Origin of the sequence: Mesorhizobium sp. WSM2240, assembly GCF_040438645.1 — a bacterium.
In the GTDB taxonomy this organism is placed as follows: Bacteria; Pseudomonadota; Alphaproteobacteria; order Rhizobiales; family Rhizobiaceae; genus Allomesorhizobium.
Genome location: NZ_CP159253.1, coordinates 5,445,287 through 5,468,832 on the forward strand (window position 1 = coordinate 5,445,287; position 23,546 = coordinate 5,468,832).

Annotated in this window: 21 protein-coding genes; 12 read left to right on the forward strand and 9 right to left on the reverse strand. The window is 63.8% G+C overall.

The window, feature by feature from the left end; translation table 11 throughout:
- Positions 1 to 5: 5 nt before the first annotated feature.
- Genes ABVK50_RS27115 through ABVK50_RS27130 form a run of 4 tightly spaced genes read left to right on the forward strand, consistent with a single transcriptional unit; the run spans position 6 to position 4,203 of the window.
- Complete coding sequence (locus ABVK50_RS27115) at positions 6 to 845, forward strand: carbohydrate ABC transporter permease (protein WP_353643640.1); 840 nt, start codon at positions 6 to 8, stop codon at positions 843 to 845.
- Complete coding sequence (locus ABVK50_RS27120) at positions 842 to 1,903, forward strand: Gfo/Idh/MocA family oxidoreductase (protein WP_353643639.1); 1,062 nt, start codon at positions 842 to 844, stop codon at positions 1,901 to 1,903. Before ABVK50_RS27115 ends, ABVK50_RS27120 begins: the two co-directional genes overlap by 4 nt.
- A gap of 18 nt (positions 1,904 to 1,921) precedes the next feature.
- On the forward strand, positions 1,922 to 2,920 hold the full coding sequence (locus ABVK50_RS27125) for an ABC transporter ATP-binding protein (RefSeq protein WP_353643638.1): 999 nt from the start codon (positions 1,922 to 1,924) through the stop codon (positions 2,918 to 2,920).
- 53 nt (positions 2,921 to 2,973) lie between these two features.
- Positions 2,974 to 4,203 (forward strand): adenylate/guanylate cyclase domain-containing protein, encoded by a 1,230-nt coding sequence (locus ABVK50_RS27130; protein ID WP_353643637.1) that lies wholly within the window; start codon positions 2,974 to 2,976, stop codon positions 4,201 to 4,203.
- Positions 4,204 to 4,318: 115 nt separating this feature from the next.
- On the opposite strand, the gene ABVK50_RS27135 is transcribed toward ABVK50_RS27130, so the two are convergent.
- Entirely contained in the window at positions 4,319 to 5,164 is an 846-nt protein-coding gene (locus tag ABVK50_RS27135) for a fumarylacetoacetate hydrolase family protein (protein ID WP_353643636.1), read from the reverse strand.
- 20 nt (positions 5,165 to 5,184) lie between these two features.
- The gene (locus ABVK50_RS27140) at positions 5,185 to 5,919 is read right to left on the reverse strand and encodes an SDR family oxidoreductase (RefSeq protein WP_353643635.1); all 735 of its coding nucleotides are present in this window, start codon (positions 5,917 to 5,919) and stop codon (positions 5,185 to 5,187) included.
- Between the two features lie 203 nt (positions 5,920 to 6,122).
- On the opposite strand from ABVK50_RS27140, the gene ABVK50_RS27145 reads away from it, so the two are divergent.
- Positions 6,123 to 6,995: an amidohydrolase gene (locus ABVK50_RS27145; RefSeq protein WP_353643634.1), complete on the forward strand. Its 873-nt coding sequence runs from the start codon at positions 6,123 to 6,125 to the stop codon at positions 6,993 to 6,995.
- Here the strand turns inward: ABVK50_RS27145 and ABVK50_RS27150 are convergent.
- From ABVK50_RS27150 to ABVK50_RS27170, 5 genes are all read right to left on the reverse strand, one after another.
- Positions 6,992 to 9,370 carry an aldehyde dehydrogenase family protein gene (locus ABVK50_RS27150; protein ID WP_353643633.1) on the reverse strand — a complete coding sequence of 793 codons (2,379 nt, stop codon included), beginning with the start codon at positions 9,368 to 9,370 and terminating at the stop codon, positions 6,992 to 6,994. The genes ABVK50_RS27145 and ABVK50_RS27150 overlap by 4 nt on opposite strands.
- 25 nt (positions 9,371 to 9,395) lie before the next feature.
- Positions 9,396 to 10,442 (reverse strand): deoxyribose-phosphate aldolase, encoded by a 1,047-nt coding sequence (deoC, locus tag ABVK50_RS27155; protein WP_353643632.1) that lies wholly within the window; start codon positions 10,440 to 10,442, stop codon positions 9,396 to 9,398.
- Between the two features lie 171 nt (positions 10,443 to 10,613).
- Positions 10,614 to 10,901, reverse strand: a complete 288-nt coding sequence (locus ABVK50_RS27160) for a hypothetical protein (RefSeq protein WP_353643631.1) — start codon at positions 10,899 to 10,901, stop codon at positions 10,614 to 10,616.
- Between the two features lie 49 nt (positions 10,902 to 10,950).
- Entirely contained in the window at positions 10,951 to 11,361 is a 411-nt protein-coding gene (locus ABVK50_RS27165; protein ID WP_353643630.1) for a DoxX family protein, read from the reverse strand.
- A gap of 122 nt (positions 11,362 to 11,483) precedes the next feature.
- Positions 11,484 to 12,311, reverse strand: coding sequence for a ferredoxin--NADP reductase (locus ABVK50_RS27170; protein WP_353643629.1), 828 nt, complete (start codon positions 12,309 to 12,311; stop codon positions 11,484 to 11,486).
- A 204-nt stretch (positions 12,312 to 12,515) separates the two neighbouring features.
- Between ABVK50_RS27170 and ABVK50_RS27175 the strand changes: the two genes are divergently transcribed.
- The 3 genes from ABVK50_RS27175 (at position 12,516) to ABVK50_RS27185 (ending at position 17,399) form a co-directional block, all read left to right on the forward strand.
- On the forward strand, positions 12,516 to 14,588 hold the full coding sequence (locus ABVK50_RS27175) for a hydantoinase/oxoprolinase family protein (protein ID WP_353643628.1): 2,073 nt from the start codon (positions 12,516 to 12,518) through the stop codon (positions 14,586 to 14,588).
- Between the two features lie 16 nt (positions 14,589 to 14,604).
- Positions 14,605 to 16,350: a hydantoinase B/oxoprolinase family protein gene (locus ABVK50_RS27180; protein WP_353643627.1), complete on the forward strand. Its 1,746-nt coding sequence runs from the start codon at positions 14,605 to 14,607 to the stop codon at positions 16,348 to 16,350.
- Positions 16,351 to 16,442: 92 nt separating this feature from the next.
- Positions 16,443 to 17,399: a sugar-binding transcriptional regulator gene (locus tag ABVK50_RS27185; RefSeq protein ID WP_353643626.1), complete on the forward strand. Its 957-nt coding sequence runs from the start codon at positions 16,443 to 16,445 to the stop codon at positions 17,397 to 17,399.
- 121 nt (positions 17,400 to 17,520) lie between these two features.
- Here the strand turns inward: ABVK50_RS27185 and ABVK50_RS27190 are convergent, their stop codons facing one another.
- Positions 17,521 to 18,009 carry a CAP domain-containing protein gene (locus ABVK50_RS27190; RefSeq protein WP_353643625.1) on the reverse strand — a complete coding sequence of 163 codons (489 nt, stop codon included), beginning with the start codon at positions 18,007 to 18,009 and terminating at the stop codon, positions 17,521 to 17,523.
- A 470-nt stretch (positions 18,010 to 18,479) separates the two neighbouring features.
- Positions 18,480 to 18,755, reverse strand: coding sequence for a hypothetical protein (locus ABVK50_RS27195; protein ID WP_353643624.1), 276 nt, complete (start codon positions 18,753 to 18,755; stop codon positions 18,480 to 18,482).
- Between the two features lie 109 nt (positions 18,756 to 18,864).
- Between ABVK50_RS27195 and ABVK50_RS27200 the strand changes: the two genes are divergently transcribed.
- The 4 genes from ABVK50_RS27200 (at position 18,865) to ABVK50_RS27215 (ending at position 23,532) form a co-directional block, all read left to right on the forward strand.
- Positions 18,865 to 19,710, forward strand: a complete 846-nt coding sequence (locus tag ABVK50_RS27200; RefSeq protein WP_353643623.1) for a LysR substrate-binding domain-containing protein — start codon at positions 18,865 to 18,867, stop codon at positions 19,708 to 19,710.
- Positions 19,711 to 20,074: 364 nt separating this feature from the next.
- Positions 20,075 to 21,385 (forward strand): sugar ABC transporter substrate-binding protein, encoded by a 1,311-nt coding sequence (locus tag ABVK50_RS27205; RefSeq protein ID WP_353643622.1) that lies wholly within the window; start codon positions 20,075 to 20,077, stop codon positions 21,383 to 21,385.
- 264 nt (positions 21,386 to 21,649) lie between these two features.
- Positions 21,650 to 22,522, forward strand: coding sequence for a sugar ABC transporter permease (locus tag ABVK50_RS27210; protein WP_353643621.1), 873 nt, complete (start codon positions 21,650 to 21,652; stop codon positions 22,520 to 22,522).
- A 185-nt stretch (positions 22,523 to 22,707) separates the two neighbouring features.
- Positions 22,708 to 23,532, forward strand: a complete 825-nt coding sequence (locus tag ABVK50_RS27215; RefSeq protein WP_353643620.1) for a carbohydrate ABC transporter permease — start codon at positions 22,708 to 22,710, stop codon at positions 23,530 to 23,532.
- The last annotated feature ends 14 nt before the right edge of the window (positions 23,533 to 23,546 follow it).

Sequence of the window (23,546 nt, forward strand, 5' to 3'; positions counted from 1 at the left end):
AAAGAATGAGCACCGCCACCTCCTCCCTCCCGCGCACCATCGCCGCCCATGCGGTTCTGCTTGCCTATACTGCGATCGCGCTGTTTCCGGTCGTCATCATCGTCGTCAACTCGTTCAAGTCGCGCAACGCAATCTTCCGCTCGCCGCTCGCGCCACCGACAACCGAGACTTTCGACCTGATCGGCTACACGACTGTCCTCAACCAGGGCGATTTCTTCCTCTATTTTCAGAACAGTTTCATCGTCACTGTCATGTCGCTGTTTTTCGTGCTGCTGTTCGGCGCGATGGCGGCGTTCGCGCTGTCGGAATACCGCTTTCGCGGCAATTCTCTGATGGGACTCTACCTGGCGCTCGGCATCATGATCCCGATCCGGCTGGGCACCGTGGCGATCCTGCAGTTGATGGTGGCGAGCGGGCTGGTCAACACGCTGACCGCTCTGATCCTCGTTTACACCGCGCAAGGGCTGCCGCTGGCCGTGTTCATCCTGTCGGAATTCATGAAGCAGGTGTCCGACGATCTGAAGAATGCCGGCCGCATCGACGGGCTTTCGGAATACCGCATCTTCTTCCGCCTCGTTCTGCCGCTGGTGCGGCCTGCCATGGCGACGGTTGCGGTCTTCACCATGATCCCGATCTGGAACGATCTTTGGTTTCCGCTGATCCTCGCGCCTTCCGAGGCGACCAAGACCATCACGCTCGGCGCTCAGCTTTTCATCGGCCAGTACGTCACCAACTGGAACGCGGTGCTTGCGGCGCTGTCACTGGCGATCCTGCCTGTGCTCATCCTCTATCTCATCTTCTCGCGGCAACTGATCCGCGGTATCACCTCGGGAGCGGTGAAATGAATTCTGAAAAACCCCTTCGCGTCCTGGTTGCCGGGCTCGGCAATATGGGCCGCAGCCACGCGCTCGCTTATCACGGCAATCCCGGCTTCGAGATCGTCTCGCTGGTCAACCGCTCGGACGTGCCGTTGTCAGCGGAACTTCGCGGCTACGAAATCCGGCGTTCGTTCGGCGACGCGTTGCGCGAGTTGAAGCCGGACGTCGCATCGATCAACACCTATTCCGACAGCCATGCCGATTATGCCGTCACGGCGCTGGAAGCGGGCTGTCACGTCTTCGTCGAAAAGCCGCTGGCGACCACGGTTGCCGACGCCGAGCGCGTGGTCGCGGCCGCCAAGGCGAACGGCCGCAAACTCGTCATCGGCTATATCCTGCGCCACCACCCGTCATGGAGGCGGCTGATCGAGGAAGCGCGCAAATTGGGCGGCCCTTACGTCTTCCGCATGAACCTGAACCAGCAGTCGAGCGGCCATACCTGGGAGACGCACAAGGCGCTGATGAAGACCACGTCGCCGATCGTCGATTGCGGCGTCCACTATCTCGACGTGATGTGCCAGATCACCGATGCGAACCCGATCGAGGTCCGCGGCATGGGCTTGAGGCTGACCGACCAGATCGACCCGGCAATGTACAATTACGGCCATCTGCAGGTGCTGTTCGACGACGGCTCGGTCGGCTGGTACGAGGCCGGCTGGGGGCCGATGATGTCGGAAACCGCCTTCTTCGTGAAGGACGTGATCTCGCCGAAGGGCTGCGTTTCGATCGTCATGAAGGAAGGCGCGAAATCCGACGACATCGACACGCACACCAAAACCTCGGTGATCCGCGTGCATGAGGCGGTGACGGGCGCCGACGGGCGGTTTCTGCGCGCCGATCAGGACCTGACGATGGCGGGCGAGCCGGGCCATCAGGAACTGTGCGACCGCGAGCAGGCTTTTCTCCTGAAAGCCATCCGCGAGGATCTCGATTTGACCCGCCACATGGATGACGCGGTGAAATCGCTCCGCGTCTGCCTGGCAGCGGACGAAAGCGTTCGCACCGGCCGCGCTGTCACCCTTTAGAACTGGATCGGATTAGCCGTGGGCTCGCTGAAAATCGAAAACATCAAGAAATCCTTTGGCGCGGTCGAGGTCCTGAAAGGCATCGACCTCGAAGTGAAGGACGGCGAGTTCGTCGTCTTCGTCGGCCCGTCAGGCTGCGGCAAGTCCACGCTGCTCCGCATCATTGCGGGGCTCGAGGATTTGACCTCAGGCGGAGTGCTGATCGACGGCGTCAATGTCGGCAACGTGCCGCCGGCCAAGCGCGGCATCGCCATGGTGTTCCAGACCTATGCGCTCTACCCGCATTTGACCGTGAAGAACAATATGAGCCTTGGCCTCAAGCAGGCCGGCGCACCGGCCGACGAGATCGCGCGTCGCGTCGGCGTCGCCTCGTCGATGCTATCGCTCGAGCCCTATCTCGAGCGCCGGCCTGCTGAACTCTCCGGCGGCCAGCGCCAGCGTGTCGCGATCGGCCGGGCAGTGGTGCGCGAACCCAAGCTTTTCCTGTTCGACGAGCCGCTGTCGAACCTCGACGCGGCGCTGCGCGTCAACACTAGGCTGGAGATCGCCCAGCTTCACCGCCGGCTCGCCGCGACCATGATTTACGTTACCCATGACCAAGTCGAGGCGATGACCCTGGCCGACAAGATCGTCGTGCTCAACAACGGCCAGATCGAGCAGGTCGGCGCGCCGATGGAGCTATACAATTCGCCGGCAAACGAATTCGTGGCCGGCTTCATCGGCTCGCCCAAGATGAACTTCATCGACGGTGCGCGCCTTGGCGAGACTGCAAAAACCCTCGGCGTCCGCCCCGAACACATCACCGTCGACCCCAATGCCGGCACCTGGAAAGGCACCGTCATCCATGCCGAACATCTCGGCGCCGACACCAACCTCTATATCGACACGGAAAAAGCCGGCCTGCTGACGGTGCGTATTTTCGGCGTCTACGATGCGGAGCCGGGCGCAGCGATCTATGCCACGCCCGATCCGGCCAGAACCTATCGCTTCGGCGCGGACGGCCGCACGCTGGCTTGAAAGCGGGCCTTGTTCATCGCATCGTCTGAATCGCAAGAACCACGAGGACGAGGATGGACCACGCCAAGATTGCCGGCATAGCTGACTGGATCGTTCGGCGCGGTCTGGCTGGCGACGACGAGACGAGCCTGTTGCAGGGATTCTGCACGCGCTGCGTCGATGCGGGTCTCGGAATTTCGGATGGGACGGCGATCATCGATACGCTGCATCCGGTTTATGAGGGACGCGTCTTCTTCTGGAGCGGCGACAATCCTCTCGATGCCCGCGTGACGGAATACGAGCCGACCGCAGCAAGCGGCAACGAAGAAAGCTGGCGTAGAAGCCCATTCTACCATCTCCTTCAAAGCGGCGACGACGAGCTGCGTTGTCGCATCGAATTGGGCGAAACAGGCGGGTTCCCGATCCTGGAAGAGTTGACGCAGAAAGGCCAGACCGACTATTTCGCGATGATCCAGCGCTTCAACCGCGAGGCGGCCATCGGCGAGATGGACTGCTTCATGTCGCGCTGGTCTACATCCCGAGCCGGTGGGTTCAGCAATGCCGATCTCGACGCGCTGCGCAGGCTGGCGCCGGCGCTCGGTCTGGCGATCAAGTCGACGTCGCTGGCGCGGGTCGCGGAATCGCTGGTCGAAGCCTATCTCGGCCGCGACGCCGGTCGGCGCGTGCTCCAGGGCCGGATGTCGCGCGGCGTGGTCGAGAAGATAAACGCCGTACTTTGGTTCTCGGACATGCAGGGCTACACCGCCCTTTCTGAAAGCATCGCCTCCGACCAGTTGATCCCGCTCTTGGACGATTATGCCGAGGCGGTCATTTCAGCCGTTCATGGAGCTGGTGGCGACGTGCTCAAGCTTATCGGCGACGGCACGCTCGCGATCTTCACGGCCGACGATCCCGAGGAGGCCTGCCGCTCGGCGCTGCGGGCCGAGGCGGATCTGAGGCTGCGGTTGGTAGATCTGAACCGGCGCCGCGAAGCAGAAGGAACACCGACCACCTCGATCTATCTCGGGCTGCATATAGGCGATGTCTTTTACGGCAACATCGGCAGCAAGGACCGCCTCGACTTCACCGTCGTCGGCCAGGCGGTGAACGAGGTAAGCCGCATCGCCTCGATGTGCAGTTCGGCCGATCGATACGTTCTTTTTTCAGCCGCATTCCGCGAGTCGCTGCCCGAGGCGGAGGGGGCAAAGCTCGTCTCTGTCGGCCGCTACGCATTGCGCGGTGTCGGTCGCGCCCAGGAATTGTTCACGCTCGATCCGGAACTGGCAATTTTTCCGCTCCCTTGAGGGAGGGTGCCGAGCGAAGCGAGGCGGGCGGGTCGGTGCGGCAGCGCTCGCCTATTTGCGCCGCCAGAAGACACGCCTCGCGCTGCCAGCCCGGGGAGGGAGGCGCCTCGCAATACTACCCGTCGGCGCGAACCAGCTGGCGCTGCGATCCGAGCCCCTCGATGCCGAGTTCCACCACGTCTCCGGCCTTCAGGTAGCGCGGCGGCTTCATGCCCATGCCGACGCCGGGCGGCGTGCCGGTAGAGATGATGTCGCCGGGCATCAGGGACATGAACTGGCTGAGATAAGAGACCAGATACGACGCCCCGAAGACCATGGTCCTGGTCGAGCCGTCCTGCATGAATTCGCCATTGACCGTCAGCCACATCTTCAGGTTTTGCGGGTCGGGAACCTCGTCCTTGGTCACCAGCCAAGGTCCTGTCGGGCCGAACGTGTCGCAGCTCTTGCCCTTGGTCCACTGGCCCGAGCGCTCGATCTGGAAGGCGCGCTCGCTGACATCGTGGACGACGCAGTAGCCGGCGACGTAATCCAAGGCCTCGGCCTCGGAGACGTATTTCGCTTGCCTGCCGATGACGATGCCGAGTTCGACCTCCCAGTCGGTCTTTTCCGACCCGCGCGGGATCAGAAGATCGTCATTGGGACCGACGATCGCCGACGTGGCCTTCATGAAGATGATCGGCTCCGGAGGAACGGTCGCGCCCGTCTCTGCGGCGTGATCGGAATAGTTGAGGCCGATGCAGATGAATTTGCCGGTGCCCGTCACGCAGGGGCCGATCCGAGGACTGCCGTCGACCGGCGGCAGCGTTGCCGGATCGATGCGGGCCATGTCCGCAAGCGATCGTGGATCGAGCGCCGATCCGCCTATGTCGGCCACATGCGCCGACATATCACGGATCTTTCCATCCGCGCCGACCACGCCCGGCCGTTCGCTGCCGGCCTCTCCATATCGAACCAGTTTCACATCGAACTCCTTGAGAAAGATCAGATCGCCATGCCGCCATCGATGGCATAGGCTTGGCCGGTCGTATAGGTCGCGCCGGCGAGATAGACGGCGAGGTCGGCTATTTCCTCGGGCGTGCCGAGGCGGCCCATAGGCTGGCGCGCGATGAAGGCGGCGCGCGCGGCCTCATAGTCGCCCTGCGCCCGCATGCGGTCCTCCAGCGAGGGGCTTTCGACCGTTCCCGGGCAGATGGCGTTGCAGCGTATGCCCTGGCCGACGAAGTCCGCGGCGACCGATTTGGTCAGGCCGATCACCGCCGCTTTCGTGGTGGAGTAGGCGAAGCGGTTCGGAACGCCTTTGATGCTGGAAGCGACCGAAGCCATGTTGATGATGGCGCCGCCGCCGCGCGCGATCATGCCGGGCAGCACGGCGCGAATGGTTCTCACCATCGATTTCACATTGAGGTCGAAGGCGAAATCGAGGTCGCCCTCTTTCATGTCGAGGATCGTGCCGGCATGGACGAAGCCGGCGCAGTTGAACAGCACGTCGACCGGGCCGATAGCGGCCAAGGCATTGGCGACCGTCGCATCGTCGAGAACGTCGAGCCTTTGCACCGAAAGCCCGCCCTCGCGGCCAAGTTCGGCAAGCAGCTTCTCATTGATGTCGGTCGCATGCACGGTCGCGCCGGCGCGCGCGAAGGCGAGCGCGGTCGCCCGGCCGATGCCTTGCGCCGCCGCAGTGACCAGAACCGTCTTGCCCGCCAGATTTCCCGTCATCGCCATTTCCTCTCCTGGCGCAGTCGTAGGTTTGCACGCCGGATTCGTCAACGCGGCCAGCACGCGGAGAGGAGCGCCTGGCGGCGAACGTGTCTGTTTATCGGTAAAGAACAGCTTTTTTGCCGTCAAGCCTGAGTGAGGCTTGCGGTGCGGCTTTCCTCGTCTATGAATTTGGCCGGTCCTGGGGAGAACGGGAGAGAGCCATGCTGGTCGACACGCATCTTCACATCATCAACAGATCGCGCCTCAGCTATCCGTGGCTTGCCGAGGTTCCGGCGCTCGACCGCGACTTCCTCTATGCCGAGTACAAGCGCCAGGCGCTGCGCGCCGGCATCTCCGACGCTATCCACATGGAAGTGGATGTAGCGCCTGACCAGATCGAGGCGGAAATCGCCTTTGCCGACGAACAATCGCGGCAGCCGGAGAGCCTGATCCGTGGTTGCATCGCCGCCTGCCGGCCGGAGGAGCCGGGCTTTGCCGCTCTTCTCGAGCGGCATCTCGCCGATCCGTTCGTCCTGGGTTTCCGCCGTCTCATCAACCCGCTGCCGGACGGCGTTTCCGACAACAACATCTTCGTTGAGAACATCCGCCGCCTCGCCGGAACAAGGCTGACTTTCGACGCGCATGTCCACGGCCATCAGTTGCCGCGGGCGATGGCGCTTGCCGACGCGGCGCGGGAGGTGCGCTTCATCCTCGATCATTGTGGCGTGCCGGACATTCGCGGCGGCGATTTTTCTGCCTGGCGGGAAGGCATCACGGATCTCGCGAGGCGGGAGAATGTCACCGCAAAGATTTCCGGCATCGTCGCCTATGCCGATCCCGACGGCTGGACGGTCGAGACGCTGCGACCCTATGTCGAGCACATCATCGAGAGCTTCGGCTGGGACCGCGTGGTGTGGGGCAGCGACTGGCCCGTCTGTACGCTGGGCGGCGGCTTGCTTGCCTGGACAAGTGCCACCCATGCGCTGCTTTCAGGCTGCTCCAACGGGGAGCGCGAGAAACTGTTTTGGCGAAATGCCGACCGGATCTGGCGGCTGGGGCTGGGGCGAAGATGGAATAGCGCCCGGGCGCCTTAATCCCCGTAAGGCACCCAGACGTTCTTCACCTCGACAGCCCGCCTCAGAAACGCATCCCCCGCAACAAGATCGGACGTCCAGTCGACGGAGCGGCCATTGCTGGTCCAGACCCGCTTGAGATTGCCGATAGATTCGGCTTCGGCCGACTTGCAGACATCGGAATCGGCGACGATCCACAGCCCGTCGACATCGTCGTGCCTGGCCAGCACGCCGGCCAGTTCGGCGGTTTTGCCGGTCACGATGTTGATAGCACCGGCAGGCACGTCGGAATATTCGATGACCTGATAGAGGTCGGTCGCAAGCAGCGGATATTTCTGGCTCGGAACGGCCACCACTGTATTGCCCATGGCGAGCGCGGGAGCGATCAGCGAAATCAGGCCGAGCAGCGGCGCTTCGTCGTCGGCCGCGATGCCGATCACCCCGACCGGCTCATGCAGCGCCAGAGTGACGGCGCGAGCCGGCGGCGCATGCACCCGCCCTTCGAACTTGTCCGCCATGCCGGCGAACGAGAAGAGCCGCTCGATCGACAGTTCCACCTCTTCGCGTGCGGCTTTGGCGCTCGCGCCGGTCAACTGAACCAGCCTTGCCGCAAATTCGTCGGCGCGGCCGGAAAGATTTTCGGCCAGGAAATAGAGCACTTGGCTTCGGTTGTAGCCGGTCGCCTCGGCCCAGGCTTTCGCTCCCCGCGCCGCCGAAACCGCATCGCGGATGTCCTTGCGGTTGCCAAGCCCGACTTCGCCGGCGAGCTTTCCCTTTCGGTCGGCGACGGCCAGCGAATAATTGCCGTCGGGCCGCACCTGTTTGCCGCCGATGAACAGCTTTGCCGTGCGGTCGATGCCGAGACCTTCGCCATCGGCGCGTTCGCTGGCTGTAGTAGGCGCAGCGGCCGGCTTGATCGGCGCACCGAGCGGCAGCTTGGCTACCAGATATTCGTGCATGCCCTCGCGGCCGCCCTCGCGTCCAAAGCCGCTCTCGCGATAGCCGCCGAAGCCGCAGGCGGCGTCGAACATGTTGGTGCCGTTGATCCAGACGACGCCGGCCTTGAGCTGCGGCGCCGCGTGCAGCGCGAGGTTGATGTTCTCGCTCCACACCGATGCGGCAAGGCCGTAGCGCGTGTTGTTGGCAAGTTCGATCGCCTCTTCCGTCGTGCGGAAGGTCATGGCCGCCAGCACCGGGCCGAACACTTCCTCCTGCGCCAATATGTTGGCCGGCGCGACGCCGGTTGCGAGCGTCGGCAGGTGGAAATAGCCTGTCGACGGCAGCGCACAGTCCGGCTGCCAGCATTCCGCGCCCTGGCTGGCGCCCTGGGCGACCAGGCCGCGCACGCGGTCGAGCTGCGTCTTGTCGACGAGCGGGCCGATGTCGGTGTTCTTGTCGAGCGGGCTGCCTAGGCGCAGCCGAGCCATCCGGGTCTTGACCTTGGCGACAAAAGCTTCGGCGACGCCCTCCTGCACCAGCAGCCGCGAGCCGGCGCAGCAGACCTGGCCCTGGTTGAACCAGATGCCGTCGACCAGGCCCTCGACCGCGCTGTCGAGATCGGCGTCCTCAAAGACGATGAAGGCCGATTTGCCGCCGAGCTCCAGAGATATCTTTTTGCCCGACCCGGCGGTCGCCTTGCGGATGATTTTTCCCACCTCGGACGAGCCGGTGAAGGCGATCTTCTGCACCCCGGAATGGTTGACGATGGCAGCGCCCGCATCCGGGCCGCCAGGCAATATGTTGACGACGCCCTTCGGCACGCCAGCGCGCTCGCAGATATCGGCGAACAGGATGGCCGTCAGCGGCGTGAACTCGGCCGGCTTCAGCACGACAGTGCAGCCGGCGGCCAGCGCCGGCGCAATCTTCCAGGCAAGCATCAGCAGCGGGAAATTCCACGGGATGATCTGGCCCACGACGCCGACGGGCTTGTGATCGGGAAATTCCCTATCCAGCGACTGCGCCCAGCCGGCATGGTGGATGAAATGGCGGATCGCCAGCGGCACGTCGATGTCGCGGCTCTCGCGGATCGGCTTGCCATTGTCGATCGATTCCAGCACGGCGAACAGCCGCTGATGGCGCTGCATGGCGCGGCCGATCGCGTAAAGCACCTTGGCTCGGCTGTAGCCGGAGCTTGCGCTCCATCTCGGCAGTGCCCTGGCTGCGGCCGCGACCGCCGCGTCGATATCGGCATCGCCCGCGTCCGAAACCTTCGCCAGCAGCTTGCCGGTGGCCGGATCGTTCGTGTCGAACGTCTTGCCGCCCGCAGCCGCCTTCCATTCGCCGCCGATGAAAAGCGATTTCGAAAAATCCCTGGCCGCCAGCCACGCATCGGCCTCGTTGCGGGACTCCGGCGCGGGAGCGTAATCCATCGCGTGGTAGCGTTCGAGGATGTTCATGTCAGGTCTCCGAACCGCCCTAAGCCTAAGCCATCGCGTGTCTGTGATTGGCCGAGTAGCGCCCGGTCAGATGATGCTCGAGCTGCAGCTCTATGTCGGTGAGCAGGCTCGACGCGCCGAAGCGGAAAAGCTCCGGCTCCAGCCACGGCCGGCCGAGTTCTTCCTTCATCAGCACCAGCCAGTCGAGCGATGCCTTCGCCGTCGAAATGCCGCCGGCCGGCTTGAAGCCGATGAGATAGCCGGTGTGCTCGAAATAAGCGCGGATCGACCGAACCATGGCCAGCCCCACCGGCAGCGTGGCGTTGACGCTTTCCTTGCCGGTCGAGGTCTTCACGAAATCCGCGCCGGCCATCATCGCCACCATCGATGCCAGCATGACATTGCGCAGGGTCGCGAGATCGCCCGTACCGAGGATCACCTTCAGGTGCGCATTCCCGCACGCCGCGCGGAACGCCACGATCTCGTCGTAAAGTTCCTGCCATTTGGCTCCGAACACCAGCCCGCGCGGGATGACCACGTCGATCTCGTCGGCACCGTCGGCGACCGAAGCCTCGATTTCCGCAATCCGGGTCTTCAGCGGCGACAGCCCGTGCGGAAAGGCAGTCGAGACCGCGGCCACATTGATGCCCGTGCCCTTTACCGCGTCGGCGGCGGTGGCGACAAACGGGTGGTAGACGCAAACCGCAGCCGGCCGGATTTTCTGGTCTCCGAGGCCGAGCCCCTCGACGATGTCGGCCCGCAACGGGTTGATCGCCTTGGCGCAGAGCCGACGCACGCGCTCGTCGGTATCGTTGGAATTCAGTGTCGTAAGGTCCATCAGCGAGATCGACCGCAGCAGCCATGCCGCCTGGTTGTCTGCCTTGATCGAGCGGCGCTTGGTCAGGCTGGCGACACGGCGCTCCAGCGCCGAGCGGTTGACGTTGCGCATCGACTCCAGGAAGCCGAGATCGAGCTTCATGCCCGGATTGCGGGCAATGCCATGGGTCTCGGCTGGCGCGTTGGCCGCCACGCGCACGGGCAGCGCCGTAACCGGAGGAGCCTCCGCCTTCAAATCCGCCGCAGCCTTGGTCATGTGTGCCTGTCCTCGCGATCCCGGCCGAAGCCGCCCCTGTTCTACCCGCCATCATGGGCCGATATCAAGGAGAGGGATTGCGGCGCTGTCCGCAGCGTTGCCGTTTATCCCTTCTCCCCGTCTCTGTACGGGGAGAAGGTGCCGGCATGAGGGGCGGCACTAACCTCGGGGCTAAACCTGGCAGATGATCCGCGCGAAGAACCGGTCGCGGCGATTGTATTCCGGCCTGAAGCCTGAGAACTTCTGTTCCATAGCTTTCAGCGATGTCACGCCGTCGATCGGGAAGGTGCGGAAACCGACGCCGCTGCCGCCCGCTGTCTGCACGGCCGAAAGAACCAGTTCGCCATGCTCGTCATAGCCGAGGATGAAGGGCTCGGCGATCCGCGCTTCGGACTTATAGGTGAAGGAAAGCAGGCGCCGTTCCGCAATGGCTCCGCAGATCACATCGACGACAGACATTGCGCTCCCTCTTCACCAGTGGGAGCAGATACTAGCGCGGACGGTGCGACTATCCAGTGGTGGCCACGGCGCGCCGCGCCGAATCGACGCTCCAAACGCCCGGTCCGGCGACGAACAGATAGAGGTAAATGAAGCAGTACAGGATGGCCGCGTCGCCCATATTGTTGACGGGGAAGAAATTCTGCGGCGCATGCGCCATGAAATAGGCGACGGCCATGAAGCCGGACAGGATGAATGCCACCGGCCGCGTCAGGAAGCCGATCAGGATCAGAAAGCCGCCGAAGGCCTCCAATATGGCGGTGACCAGCATCAGGCCGCCCAATTCGCCGGCTCCGCCTTCCATGGTGGACGGCGGGAATCCGATCAGCTTCTGCGTGCCATGCTCGATGAACAACAGCGCGGCCATGATGCGCAGCACCGCGAGCGCCTGCGGTTGATAACGGGAAAGATTGTCTAGCATTGCAGGTCGCCTCCTTGGGAACCGTTCCGCGAGTCAGCCCGCCGCCCTTACCCGGACGAGGCGATATATGGCAAAGTTCCCGGAAAGGACAGGCCGGACGCAACGCTGCGCCCGCCGGCACGTCAGCCGACGAAGGCGCGCTCCACGACGAAGCTGCCGGGATGGCTGAGCGAGCCTTCGACGAAGCCGAGGCTTTCGACCAGTTCCTTGACGTCCTTCAGCATGTGCATCGAGCCGCAGATCATGACGCGGTCGGTTGCCGGATCGAGCTTTTCGATGCCGAGGTCCGCGTAAAACTTGCCGGAACCGATCAGGGAGGTGATGCGGCCCATAAACTCGGACGGCTCGCGCGTCGTCGTCGAATAGAGCGTGACGCGGCCGCCGGTCAACTCGCCGATTAGCGGATCGTTTTCGAGTTCGTCATAGAGTTCGCGGCCATAGGCCAGTTCAGCTATGTCGCGGCAGGTATGGGTGAGAATGACCTGCTCGAACTTTTCATAGGTCTCCGGGTCGCGCAGCAGGCTGGCGAAAGGCGCAATGCCCGTGCCGGTGGAGATCATGAACAGCCGCTTGGCCGGCGTCAGCGCGTCGACCACCAGCGTGCCGGTAGATTTCTGGCGCATCAGCACCGTATCGCCAGGCTGGATCTTCTGCAGTTCGGAGGTCAGCGGCCCATCCGGCACCTTGATCGAGAAGAATTCCAGCTCCTTGTCCCAGTTCGGGCTGGCGACGGAATAGGCGCGAAACACCGGCTTCTCGGCGTTGGGCAGGCCGATCATGACGAACTCGCCGGAGCGGAAGCGCAGCGACTGCGGGCGGGTGATGCGGAACGAAAACAGCCGGTCGGTATAGTGCTTCACCGACACCACGGTTTCGGCATAGACATTGGCCGGGATTGGAAAGCCGAGCGGCTTTGCCTCGTTGACGTTCAGGGCTGCTGCAGTATTCATGAACCCAAGCCTTTGTCCTGACGGCAAATTCCTGCCGCTGCGCCGCCAAGCCATTCGGTCGGGGCGCCGCAAAAAATCCCGAAGCGGGAAACTCTTGTCTAGCAAACTTATTAGTGTACAAACGATATTCAGGTCAAGATAGCGGCGGGAAACACTCTTCCAAACTGCGCCGCATCCTTAGTCCGGGCATTTCGGGTTTGGCGCATGGCTGAGAATTTTCCGGCAAACGCGGGCAATGTCGTCGCCGGCATCGATGTCGGCGGCACCTTCACCGATCTTCTGCTGATCGACGGGCGTGGTGGCGGCAGGGTCCACATCGCCAAGACGCCGACAACCGTCGACAACCAGGCCTTCGGCGTGGTGGCCGCACTGGCCGACACCAAATTCCCGGTCGAGAAAATCGACCTGATCGTACACGGCACGACCACCACCACCAATGCCGTGCTGGAACGCCGGCTGGCAAAGACGGGCATGATCACCACGCGCGGCTTTCGTGACGTGATCGAGCTTGGCCGGCGCACCCGGCCGCAGGCTTACGGCATGACGGGCGTCTTCGTTCCCGTCATCCCGCGCGACCTCAGGCTGGAGGTTTCCGAGCGGGTAGAGGCGTCGGGCGCGGTGCGCATCCCGCTCGACGAGGACGAGGTACGGGCGGCGGTCTCGGCGCTGCTCGCAGCCGGCTGCGAGTCCCTTGTCATCCACTTTCTTCACTCCTACGCCAACCCGGAGCACGAGCGCAGGGCCGCAGAAATCGCCGCGGAACTCTGGCCGAATGGCTATATCACCACCGGCCACGCGCTGCTTTCGGAAGCACGCGAATTCGAGCGGGGCGTTACCGCATCGGTCAACGCCTCGGTGCAGCCGATTCTGGAGCGCTATGTCGAGCGGCTGCGGCGCGAACTGGAGGCGAGAGGCTACGCCCGCGACTTCCTCATCATGAACGGCAATGGCGGCATGATCTCCGCCCGCTTTGTCACCCAGGAATCGGCGAAGACAGTGATGTCCGGCCCGGCATCCGGCGTCATCGCCGCCGCCTATACCGGCAAGCGCGCCGGCTACGAAAATCTCGTCACCTACGACATGGGCGGAACCTCGACCGATGTCGCGCTTATCCAGAACGCCGAACCGGCGGTATCGAACGAGACCGAGATCGAATACGCCATGCCCATCCATGTGCCGATGGTTGCGGTACATACGGTCGGCGCCGGCGGCGGCTCGATCGCCAGGGTCGACGCTTCCGGCCTGATCCGCGTCGGCCCGGAAAGCGCCGGCGCAAATCCCGGCCCGATCTGCTACCGCCGCGGCGGGACCGAGCCGACAATCACCGACGCCAATCTTGTGCTCGGCCGGCTCGATCCGAAGAAGCTTTTGGCCGTGGAAAATCCCGTGACCGTCGACCACGTCCGCTCGATTTTCGAGGAGCGGATAGGCGCACCGACCGGCCTGTCCGGCGTCGAAGCGGCCGGCGCGGTGCTGCGTCTAGGAAACCTGAAAATGGCCGGCGCGATCCGCATGGTTTCGGTATCGCGCGGCCACGACCCGCGCGATTTCGCGCTCTTCGCCTTCGGCGGAGCAGGCCCGCTGCATGCCACGGCGCTCGCCCGCGAGCTCGGCCTGCCGAAGGTGCTGGTCCCGGCCCGCCCCGGCATCACCAATGCGCTCGGCTGCGTCGTCGCCGATCTGCGCCACGATTTCGTCAATACCGTCAACCAGCCGGTGGCGACGATCGAGGAGGCGAGGGTCAGGGAAATCCTGGAGCGCCATCGCGCCGAGGGCGCGGCGCTCATCGCCAAGGAAGCGGTGCAGCCCGAGACAATCCGCTTTTCGCACTCCGCCGACATGCAGTTCGTCGGCCAGACCCACATCCTCAACATCCCTCTTCCCTCGGTCGATGCCGGCCGGGACCTGCTGCAGCGCCTGTTCGAAGAAGCCTATTTCGCGCGCTTCAAGGTCGCGCTACCGGAAATCCGCGCCAATCTGGTCAATCTCAACACCTCGGTTATCGGCGTGCGCCCGGCGGTCGACCTGTCGCGACTGATCGACCCGGACGGACGTGCCCAGACGCTGGAAGCCGCGCTCCGCGAAATCCGCCCGGTTTGGTATGAAGGAGTTTGGCATGAAACGCCGGTGTATTCGCGCGAAAAACTGCCGCTCGACGCGGTGATACAGGGGCCGGCGATCCTCGAGCAGATGGACGCAACCACCGTTCTGGAGCCCGGTGACTGGGCCAAGACCGACGCAGACGGGAATATTGTTATCGAGGTTGGGAAGCCATGATCGCCAGAGTCGGAACATGACCTCGCTCGACGCCATCACTCTTTCCGTCATCCAGGCTGCGCTCCAGCAAACCTGCGACGAGATGGACCTGACTTTCAGCCGAGCCGCGTTTTCGCCGGTCATCGCCGAAGCCAACGATCGCTCCGACGGTATCTATTCGGCAGAGGACGGCTCCCTGATCGCGCAGGGTTCGCAAGGGCTGCCGGTCTTCGTCGGGGTTATGCAATATTCGACGAAGACGATCATGGAGATGATCGCCGACGGCCGCTGCCTGCCTCCGGAAGAAGGCGACATCTATATCGTCAACGATCCCTATCTCGGCGGCACGCATCTGATGGATGTGCGCTTCGCCATGCCGGTCTGGCGCGGCGGCAAGATTTTTTGCTGGCTGTCCAATACCGGCCACTGGCCCGATATCGGCGGCTCGGTGCCGGGCGGGTTTTCGGCGTCGGCGACTGCCGTGGAGCAGGAGGGGCTGCGCCTGCCGCCGGTGAAGCTGTTCAAGAACAAAAAACTCGATCCGGAAATCTACGCGATCATTTGCTCCAACATCCGGGTCGCCGACCAGCGCATCGGCGACATACGAGCGCAAGCCGCTGCCCTCTATGTCGGGCAGGAAAGGCTCTTTGCCATACTGGATCGTTACGGTGACGAAACGGTGCTTGCAGCGATTTCGGAACTGCGCAAGCGCGCGGCCGAGCAGATGCGGGCGCATATCGCGCCGATCGCCGACGGTACCTACCGATCGAAGGCTTTCGTCGATTCCGACGGCGTGGTCGACCAGCCGCTGACCATCGCCCTGTCGGTGGAGAAGCGCGGCGACACGCTCACCTTCGACTTTTCCGAATCCAGCCCGCCCTGCATCGGCCCGATGAACAGCGTGCTCGCCACCACGCTATCCTCCGTCTATCTCGCCATGCGGCACATCTTCCCGGATGTGCCGATCAGCGCCGGTGCCTTCGAGCCGCTGATCGTCAAACGGCCGGAAGGCACCTTCCTCGACGCGAAATATCCGCGGCCTGTTTCGGGCTGTGCCGCGGAAGTGTCCCAACGCATCGCCGAGGCGGTGTTCGCGGCCATGGTCCAGGCGCTGCCCGACAAGGTCACCGCCGCGCCCGCTGGCTCCAGCGGCAATTTCGCACTCGGCGGCAACGACCCGGCGCGCGGCCGTGACTATGTCATGTACCAGATTTCCGGTGGCGGCTATGGCGGCAACGTCGCGCATGACGGCCTCTCCAACGGCTGCTCCACCATCGGCATTTCCAAATCGCCGCCGGTCGAGATCATGGAGCAGGCCTATCCCGTACTCTACCGCCACTATGCGCTGCGCGAAGGCTCAGGCGGAGCGGGGGCGCATCGCGGCGGCTTCGGCCTCGCCTACGAGGTCGAGATCCTGAGGGGCGAGGCGCGGGCATCCTTCGTCATGGATCACGGCCGCTTCGGCCCGCAGGGCGCATGCGGCGGCAAGGACGGCGCGGTCAACACGGTCACCGTCTTCCGCGACGGCAAACCGCATGTGCCGAAGCACCTGTCCAAGGAACAGGACATTCCGCTGAAGGCCGGCGACCGGGTCCGGGTCGGCACACCCGGCGGCGGCGGCTACGGCGATCCGTTCAAGCGCGATCCGGCGCTGGTGCTGCGCGATGTGAGGCTCGGGTACTATACGCCCGAACAGGCGGCGGAGATGTTCGGCGTGGCGCTGAGCGCCGACGGCCGGATCGACCACGCCGCGACCGAAAGGCTCCGCTCGGCGCTCAAGTAGCGCGCGAACAATTGCCGCCGCGCATTGGCAATTGCGCATTCTTCGATTCCCTGCGAGACTGGGCCAAAACGGGCAGGAGGCAGGACAGGATCGTGAATATCCGGCAGGACACCGGCAGCACCCGGCTCGACGACGCGGCGCGGGCGGGCTGGCTCTATTACGTCGCCGGCAACACCCAGGACCAGATCGCGGCGAAGCTCGGCGTGTCACGGCAGACCGCGCAGCGGCTGGTTTCGCTCGCCGTGTCGGAAGGGCTGATCAAGGTCCGTGTCGACCATCCGATCGCAAATTGCCTCGATCTCGCGTCCAGGCTGAAGGCGCGCTTCGCGCTCGATCTGGTCGAAGTCGTGCCGAGCGACCCTTCATCCACCTCGACGACGCTCGGCGTCGCGGAAGCGGCGGCCGCCGAGATCGAGCGGCGGCTGCGCTCGACCGAGCCGATCGTGATGGCGATCGGCACCGGCCGCACGCTGAAGGCGGCGATCGAGCAACTGCCCTCCATGGAGTGCCCGCAGCACAAGGTCGTGTCCTTGACCGGCAACATCTCGCCGGACGGCTCAGCCGCCTTCTACAACGTCATCTTCACCATGGCCGACCGCATCAAGGCGCGCTCGTTCCCGATGCCGCTGGCTGTCATCGCCTCCTCGCCCGAGGAGCGCGAAATGCTGCTTTCCCAGCCGATGATCCAGCCGACGCTGGCGCTCGCCGCCCGAGCCGACGTGACCTTCATCGGCATAGGCGATCTCGGCCCGAACGCGCCCCTCTACGAGGACGGCTTCATCAGCGAGGCCGAGTTGAAGGCATTGCAGAAGGCCGGCGCGGTGGCCGAGATCGTCGGCTGGGCCTATGACCGCGAGGGCCGGCTGATCGAAGGCATCACCAATGACCGCGTCGCCTCGGCGCCGCTGCCGTCGCGCGAAAAATCGCTGGTCATCGCGCTGGCCATGGGCGAGCGCAAGATCGCAGGCATACTGGCGGCTGCCACACGGCGGCTGATCAACGGGCTGATCACCGACGAGCGCACCGCCGAAGCGCTGCTTGAAGCCTGACCCATTCCGATAGGATCGGAACGGGCTCCAGATTATTGTCTGGCCGCATGATCTTGTCCGAAAAGTCTGCAACTTTCGCTGACGCGACCTTCGGTTCGGGATCATGCTCGCGGCGGGATAGTCACTTCCCGACGACCAGCGCCCAGTATTTGCGGCCGTCCGCCTCGCCGGCATAGGCCAGGCCGAAGCGGTTGAAGCGCGGGTCGAGCATGTTGCGGCGGTGGCCGGAGGAGTTCAGCCACATGGAGAACAGCTTCTCCATGTCCATGCGGCCCTGGGCGATGTTTTCTGCCGCGGGAGCATCGACGCCGTTCTTCTTCATGCGACGGCCGAAATCCTTGCCCCAGCCGGTGGTGTGCTCCATGCGGCCCGACCGCGCCATATAGGCGGCCTGCTGCAGCGCCGCCTTTTCCAACCGCGCATCATAGGCGAGAGGCGGCAGGCCGTGCGAGGTGCGGATCTCGGTGAGATAGGAAACGCCGGACACCGACGCGCCGCCGCTGTCGCCGACGGATCCGCCGGTCTGGCAGGCCGAAAGCGCGAGCGTCGCGCAGAGAGCCGCCATCGGAACAAGCCGCCGCCCGATGGCGGGAATGTAGGAATCCGGCATGATCATCCCCGGGCTTAAAAATCGGTCACGAGCATTTTCGGCCCAAACCGCTAATGCCGGGTTCCCGGAATAACGTTCATTGTGGCATTTGCCGGGCAGGGCGAACTGGTCGCCACTTGTAAGCCACGGCGGCGTTTCGGGGGCCGTTCTGCGCCGACTCTAATTCGCCCCGCGTTGAGGGATGGATTCCCGACACTCTCCGCTTCGCTCCGCGCGCTCACGAGGTCGGAATGACGGACTTCCTGGGCCCTTCTGCAATTGCCAACGCTGGGCTTGGGGCCAGTCACCAACGCTGGAGATTGGCGGAGTCATCAGCGCAATTCGTCATTCCCGACCTCATGAGCGAGGAACGAGCGGAGAGTGTCGGGAATCATGCCGGAACGGAGGCGACATCAGAGTCTGGGTAAGGATGCGTTCTTCCTTAGGAGGGACACCCGCGCCGGAGCATGAGACAGATCACCGCTTGGCCGTCACTTCCGCCGCCCCACGGGATTTCCATCGAGAAAACCCATGTCGCGCTTTAGATGATCGGATAAGTCCCTGACATCCAGCCTCGCCTGGCGGCGGCCGCGCCGCGCAAACCACGTCGCCAGCCATGAATTCAGGAATCCGCTATGGGTTTGTTCGAGCCGTGCCGTCGCATGTGTCATCGTATCGACAACCTTTTCAAGGGTTGCTCCCTTTATCCATCGGCCTTCAATTTGGAGGTGAAAGGCGCTAGTTTCCAATTGAATGTCGATCGGCATGCATAAGGCAGTTTAATCCATCATGGCTTCGCAACGCCCTCCGCTCCCTCCGTCCCCTCCACTCCCTCCGCTCCAGGCGCTTCGGGCGTTCGAGGCCGCTGCACGGCATATGAGCTTCACCAGGGCCGCGGACGAGCTCGGCATGACGCAGGCGGCAGTCAGCTATCAGGTGAAGGTTTTGGAGGAGCGGTTCGGCGCAGCGCTTTTCTTGCGCCGGCCGCGCCAGGTCGCGCTGACGGAAGCGGGCCAGCGGCTCGCGCCCGCGATCACCGAGGCGTTCGAGACGATCGCCTCCGCCTGGGCCTCCGGCCGCAGCGGCGCGCAGGGCACGTTGTCGATCAGCACTGTCCAGACCTTTGCGTCGCACTGGCTGGCCCAGCACCTCGGCTCGTTCCAGATGGCGCATCCAACGCTTGCCGTGCGCCTCGACACCTCGCCGCGTTTCGTCGATTTCGCGCAGCAGGAAGTCGACGTGGCGATCCGCGCCGGCGGCGGCAAATGGCCGGGGCTGGAGACGCATTTGCTGATGTACACAGACTTCACGCCGATGCTCAGTCCAAAACTCGCCGAAAGCATAGGCGGCGTGAAAGAGCCGGCCGACCTTCTACGGCTGCCGATCGTCGATCCCGACGACCCGTGGTGGACACAATGGCTGACCGAGGCGGGCGTGCCCACCGACGGACTGGCCAACCGGACGCGCAGCCGCATGGGCTCGCAGTCGCTCGAGGCCGGCGTGGCGATCGCCGGCGGCGGCGTCGCCATGCTGACGCCCGCCTTCTTCGCCGCCGACCTTGCCGCCGGACGGCTTCTCCAGCCCTTCGACCTCGTCTGCAATGACGGCCACGCCTATTGGCTTGCCTATCCCGAGGCGCGCCGCAACGCTCCGAAGGTCAGCGCCTTCCGCACCTGGATTCTGGCCGAGATGAAGGCGTTTCTGGGCGAGATTCGCGAATGATCTGGTTTGGGAATCCAGTTTGAACCGGCATCAGCGGTTCAAACGAAGGATACGGGGTGACCGGAGGGCTGCGCGTGCATAGAAATCCCGGGACAGCGCTCGGGCTGCACGGAAAAACCGCTGCGATAACAGCGGTATCGGATGGCCGTTTTAAGCGCTTAATTTTTTACACAATGCCCGCTGAGGGTGTGAATGGCGGCGGTTCGGCGCGATGGCCGCGCAGGTTCGAGGCGTTTCGGCGCCAAGCTCCGGGCGCCGATCCTCTCGCATTGCAGCCACAGAATCACGCTTGACATAAATCACGGCAAGTGAATAATTGCCCATAGCCAAGGCAAATGCTCAACTTGGTTCAAGGGAGGAATTCATGAGACTGACCACGCTCATTCTGGGCTTATGCTCCGCAAGCGCGCTTGCGTTTGCCGCTCACGCCGAATCCATCACCATCGCCACTGTCAACAATGGCGACATGATCCGGATGCAGAAGCTGACGGACGATTTCACCGCCAAGAACCCCGACATACAGCTGCAATGGGTGACGCTCGAGGAGAACGTGCTGCGCGAGCGCGTGACCACCGACATCGCCACCAAGGGCGGCCAGTACGACGTGATGACCATCGGCACCTATGAGGTTCCGATCTGGGCCAAGCAGGGCTGGCTGCTGCCGCTGGAAAATCTCGGCGCGGACTATGACGTCGGCGACATCATCCCGGCCATCGCCGGCGGCCTGACCGTGGACGGCAAGCTCTACGCCGCGCCGTTCTACGGCGAGAGTTCATTCATTATGTACCGCAAGGACCTGATGGAAAAGGCCGGGCTCACCATGCCCGACGCGCCGACCTGGGAGTTCATCGCCGACGCCGCCCGCAAGATGACCGACCGCGCCGCCGACATCAACGGCATCTGCCTGCGCGGCAAGGCCGGCTGGGGCGAGAACATGGCGTTCCTGACCGCCACCTCGAACTCGTTCGGCGCGCGCTGGTTCGACGAGAACTGGGTTCCGCAGTTCGATCAGCCGGAATGGAAGAATACGCTCGACTTCTACGTCAACCTGATGAAGGACGCTGGTCCTTCCGGCGCTTCCTCCAACGGCTTCAACGAGAATCTGGCGCTGTTCCAGCAGGGCAAATGCGGCATGTGGATCGACGCGACCGTCGCGGCTTCCTTCGTGTCCAACCCGAAGGATTCGACGGTGGCCGACAAGGTGGGCTATGCGCTCGCCCCCGACAACGGTCTCGGCAAGCGCGGCAATTGGCTGTGGGCATGGTCGCTGGCGGTTCCGGCCGGCACGCAAAAGGCGGACGCCGCGCAGAAGTTCATCTCCTGGGCGACCAGCAAGGACTATCTGGCGCTGGTGGCCGAGAAGGAAGGCTGGGCCAACGTGCCGCCCGGCACCCGCACCTCACTCTACGAGAACCCGGAATACCAGAAGGCCGCGCCCTTCGCCAAGATGACGCTGGATTCGATCAACGCCGCCGACCCGACCAAGCCGACGGTGAAGCCCGTGCCCTATACCGGCGTGCAGTTCGTCGCCATCCCCGAATTCCAGGGTCTCGGCACGACGGTTGGCCAGCTGTTTTCGGCCGCACTTGCCGGGCAGATGACGGTCGACGACGCGCTTGCCCAGGCGCAGTCGGTGGCGACGCGGGAAATGACCCGCGGCGGCTATATCAAATAGGCATCCTCCCGGTGCCTTGGCCGTCCGGGTCCCAGCTCGGGCGGCCCCTTTCCAGACAGCGCTCTTCTCCCCGTCCTTACGGGGAGAAGATGCCGGCAGGCAGATGAGGGGCAGCGCGACCCAATCATATCCTGGCGCCGCCCCTCACCCTTACCCTCTCCCCGTGAAGAACCGGGAGAGGGGGCGTCAGCGCCGCGCTCGGCCTTACGCATCCAGACGCACCAGGCATGAACGGTTGAAGATTCAACCAGACGGAGCAAGACGATGGCCACGCGACAGACCGGCACGCTAGCGCGCTTCATGATGGCGCCGTCGGTGATCCTGCTGCTCGTCTGGATGACCGTGCCGCTGGCGATGACGCTGTGGTTCTCGTTCCTGAACTACAATCTGCTCAACCCGGCCAATGTCAGCTTCGCCGGCCTGTTCAACTACCAGTATTTCTACACCGACCCGGCCTTCTTCCAGTCGATCTGGAATACGCTTCTGATCGTGGTCGGGGTCCTGCTGATCACCGTCATCGGCGGCATAGCGCTGGCGCTGCTGCTCGACCAGCCGATCTTCGGCCAGGGAATCGTGCGCATATTGGTGATCTCGCCGTTCTTCGTCATGCCGCCGGTGGCGGCACTCGTGTGGAAGAACATGATCATGCACCCCGGCTATGGCGTCTCCGCCGACATATCCCGGTTCTTCGGGGCGCAGCCGGTCGACTGGTTCGCCCAGTATCCGCTGTTTTCGATCATCGTCATCGTCGCCTGGCAGTGGCTGCCCTTCGCCACGTTGATCCTGCTCACCGCGCTGCAGTCGCTCGACGGTGAGCAGAAGGAAGCGGCCGAGATGGACGGCGCGAATTTCGTCAACCGTTTCATCTATCTGACGCTGCCGCACATGGCCCGCGCCATCACGGTGGTCATCCTGATCCAGACCATCTTCCTGCTCGGGGTCTATGCCGAGATCCTCGTCACCACCAATGGCGGTCCGGGCTACGCCACGACCAACCTGCCCTTCCTGATCTACCGCACCGCGCTGCTCGGCTACGATGTCGGCGGGGCTTCGGCGGGCGGGGTCATCGCCGTCGTCCTGGCCAACATCGTCGCCTTCTTCCTGATGCGTGCGGTCGGCAAGAATCTGGATAGGTAGAAAGATGCGAGCGTTGTTGCCTTTCGATCGCCCCTCACCCTTACCCTCTCCCCCTGAAGGACGGGGAGAGGGGGATCGTCAGCGTTGCGGCCAGCGGTCTTCTCCCCGTTTTTCACGGGGAGAAGTGCCCGGCAGGGCGATGAGGGGCAGCGCAGACAACTCAATTCTCGGTGTGGAGGTTTAACATGGCGCGCGCAGTCTCGACCCGACGCAAGGCAGCTTTCACCGCCGCCGCATGGCTGGTGGCGTTCGTGATCTTTTTCCCGATCCTCTACACGATCCTGACCTCGTTCAAGACCGAGCCCGAAGCGATCGCCGGGTTCAGCCTGGTCCCAAGCTGGACCGTCGAGAACTATGTCGAGGTGCAGACGCAGCGCGACTATTTCAAGCCGTTCATGAACTCGGTGATCATCTCGGTCGGCTCGACGCTGCTGGCGCTGCTGGTCGCCATACCCGCCGCCTGGTCGATGGCGTTTTCGCCGACGAAGCGGACCAAGGACATATTGATGTGGATGCTGTCCACCAAGATGATGCCGGCGGTGGCCGTGCTGGTGCCGATCTACCTGATCCTCCGCGACACCGGCCTGCTCGACACCCGCATCGGCCTGACCATCATGCTGACGCTGATCAACCTGCCGATCGTGGTGTGGATGCTCTACACCTATTTCCGCGAGATCCCCGGCGAGATCCTCGAGGCCTCGCGCATGGACGGCGCCTCGCTATTGAACGAAATCGTCTATGTGCTGACGCCGATGGCTATCCCCGGCATCGCCTCGACCATGCTGCTCAACATTATTCTCGCCTGGAACGAGGCGTTCTGGACGATCCGCCTGACGACGACCAACGCCGCCCCGCTGACGGCCTTCATCGCCTCGTTCTCCAGCCCGCAGGGGCTGTTCTGGGCGAAGCTGTCGGCGGCTTCGACGCTGGCCATCGCGCCGATCCTGATCATGGGCTGGTTCTCGCAGCGGCAATTGGTGCGCGGCCTGACCTTCGGCGCCGTCAAATAGAATCCCCGGGGAGG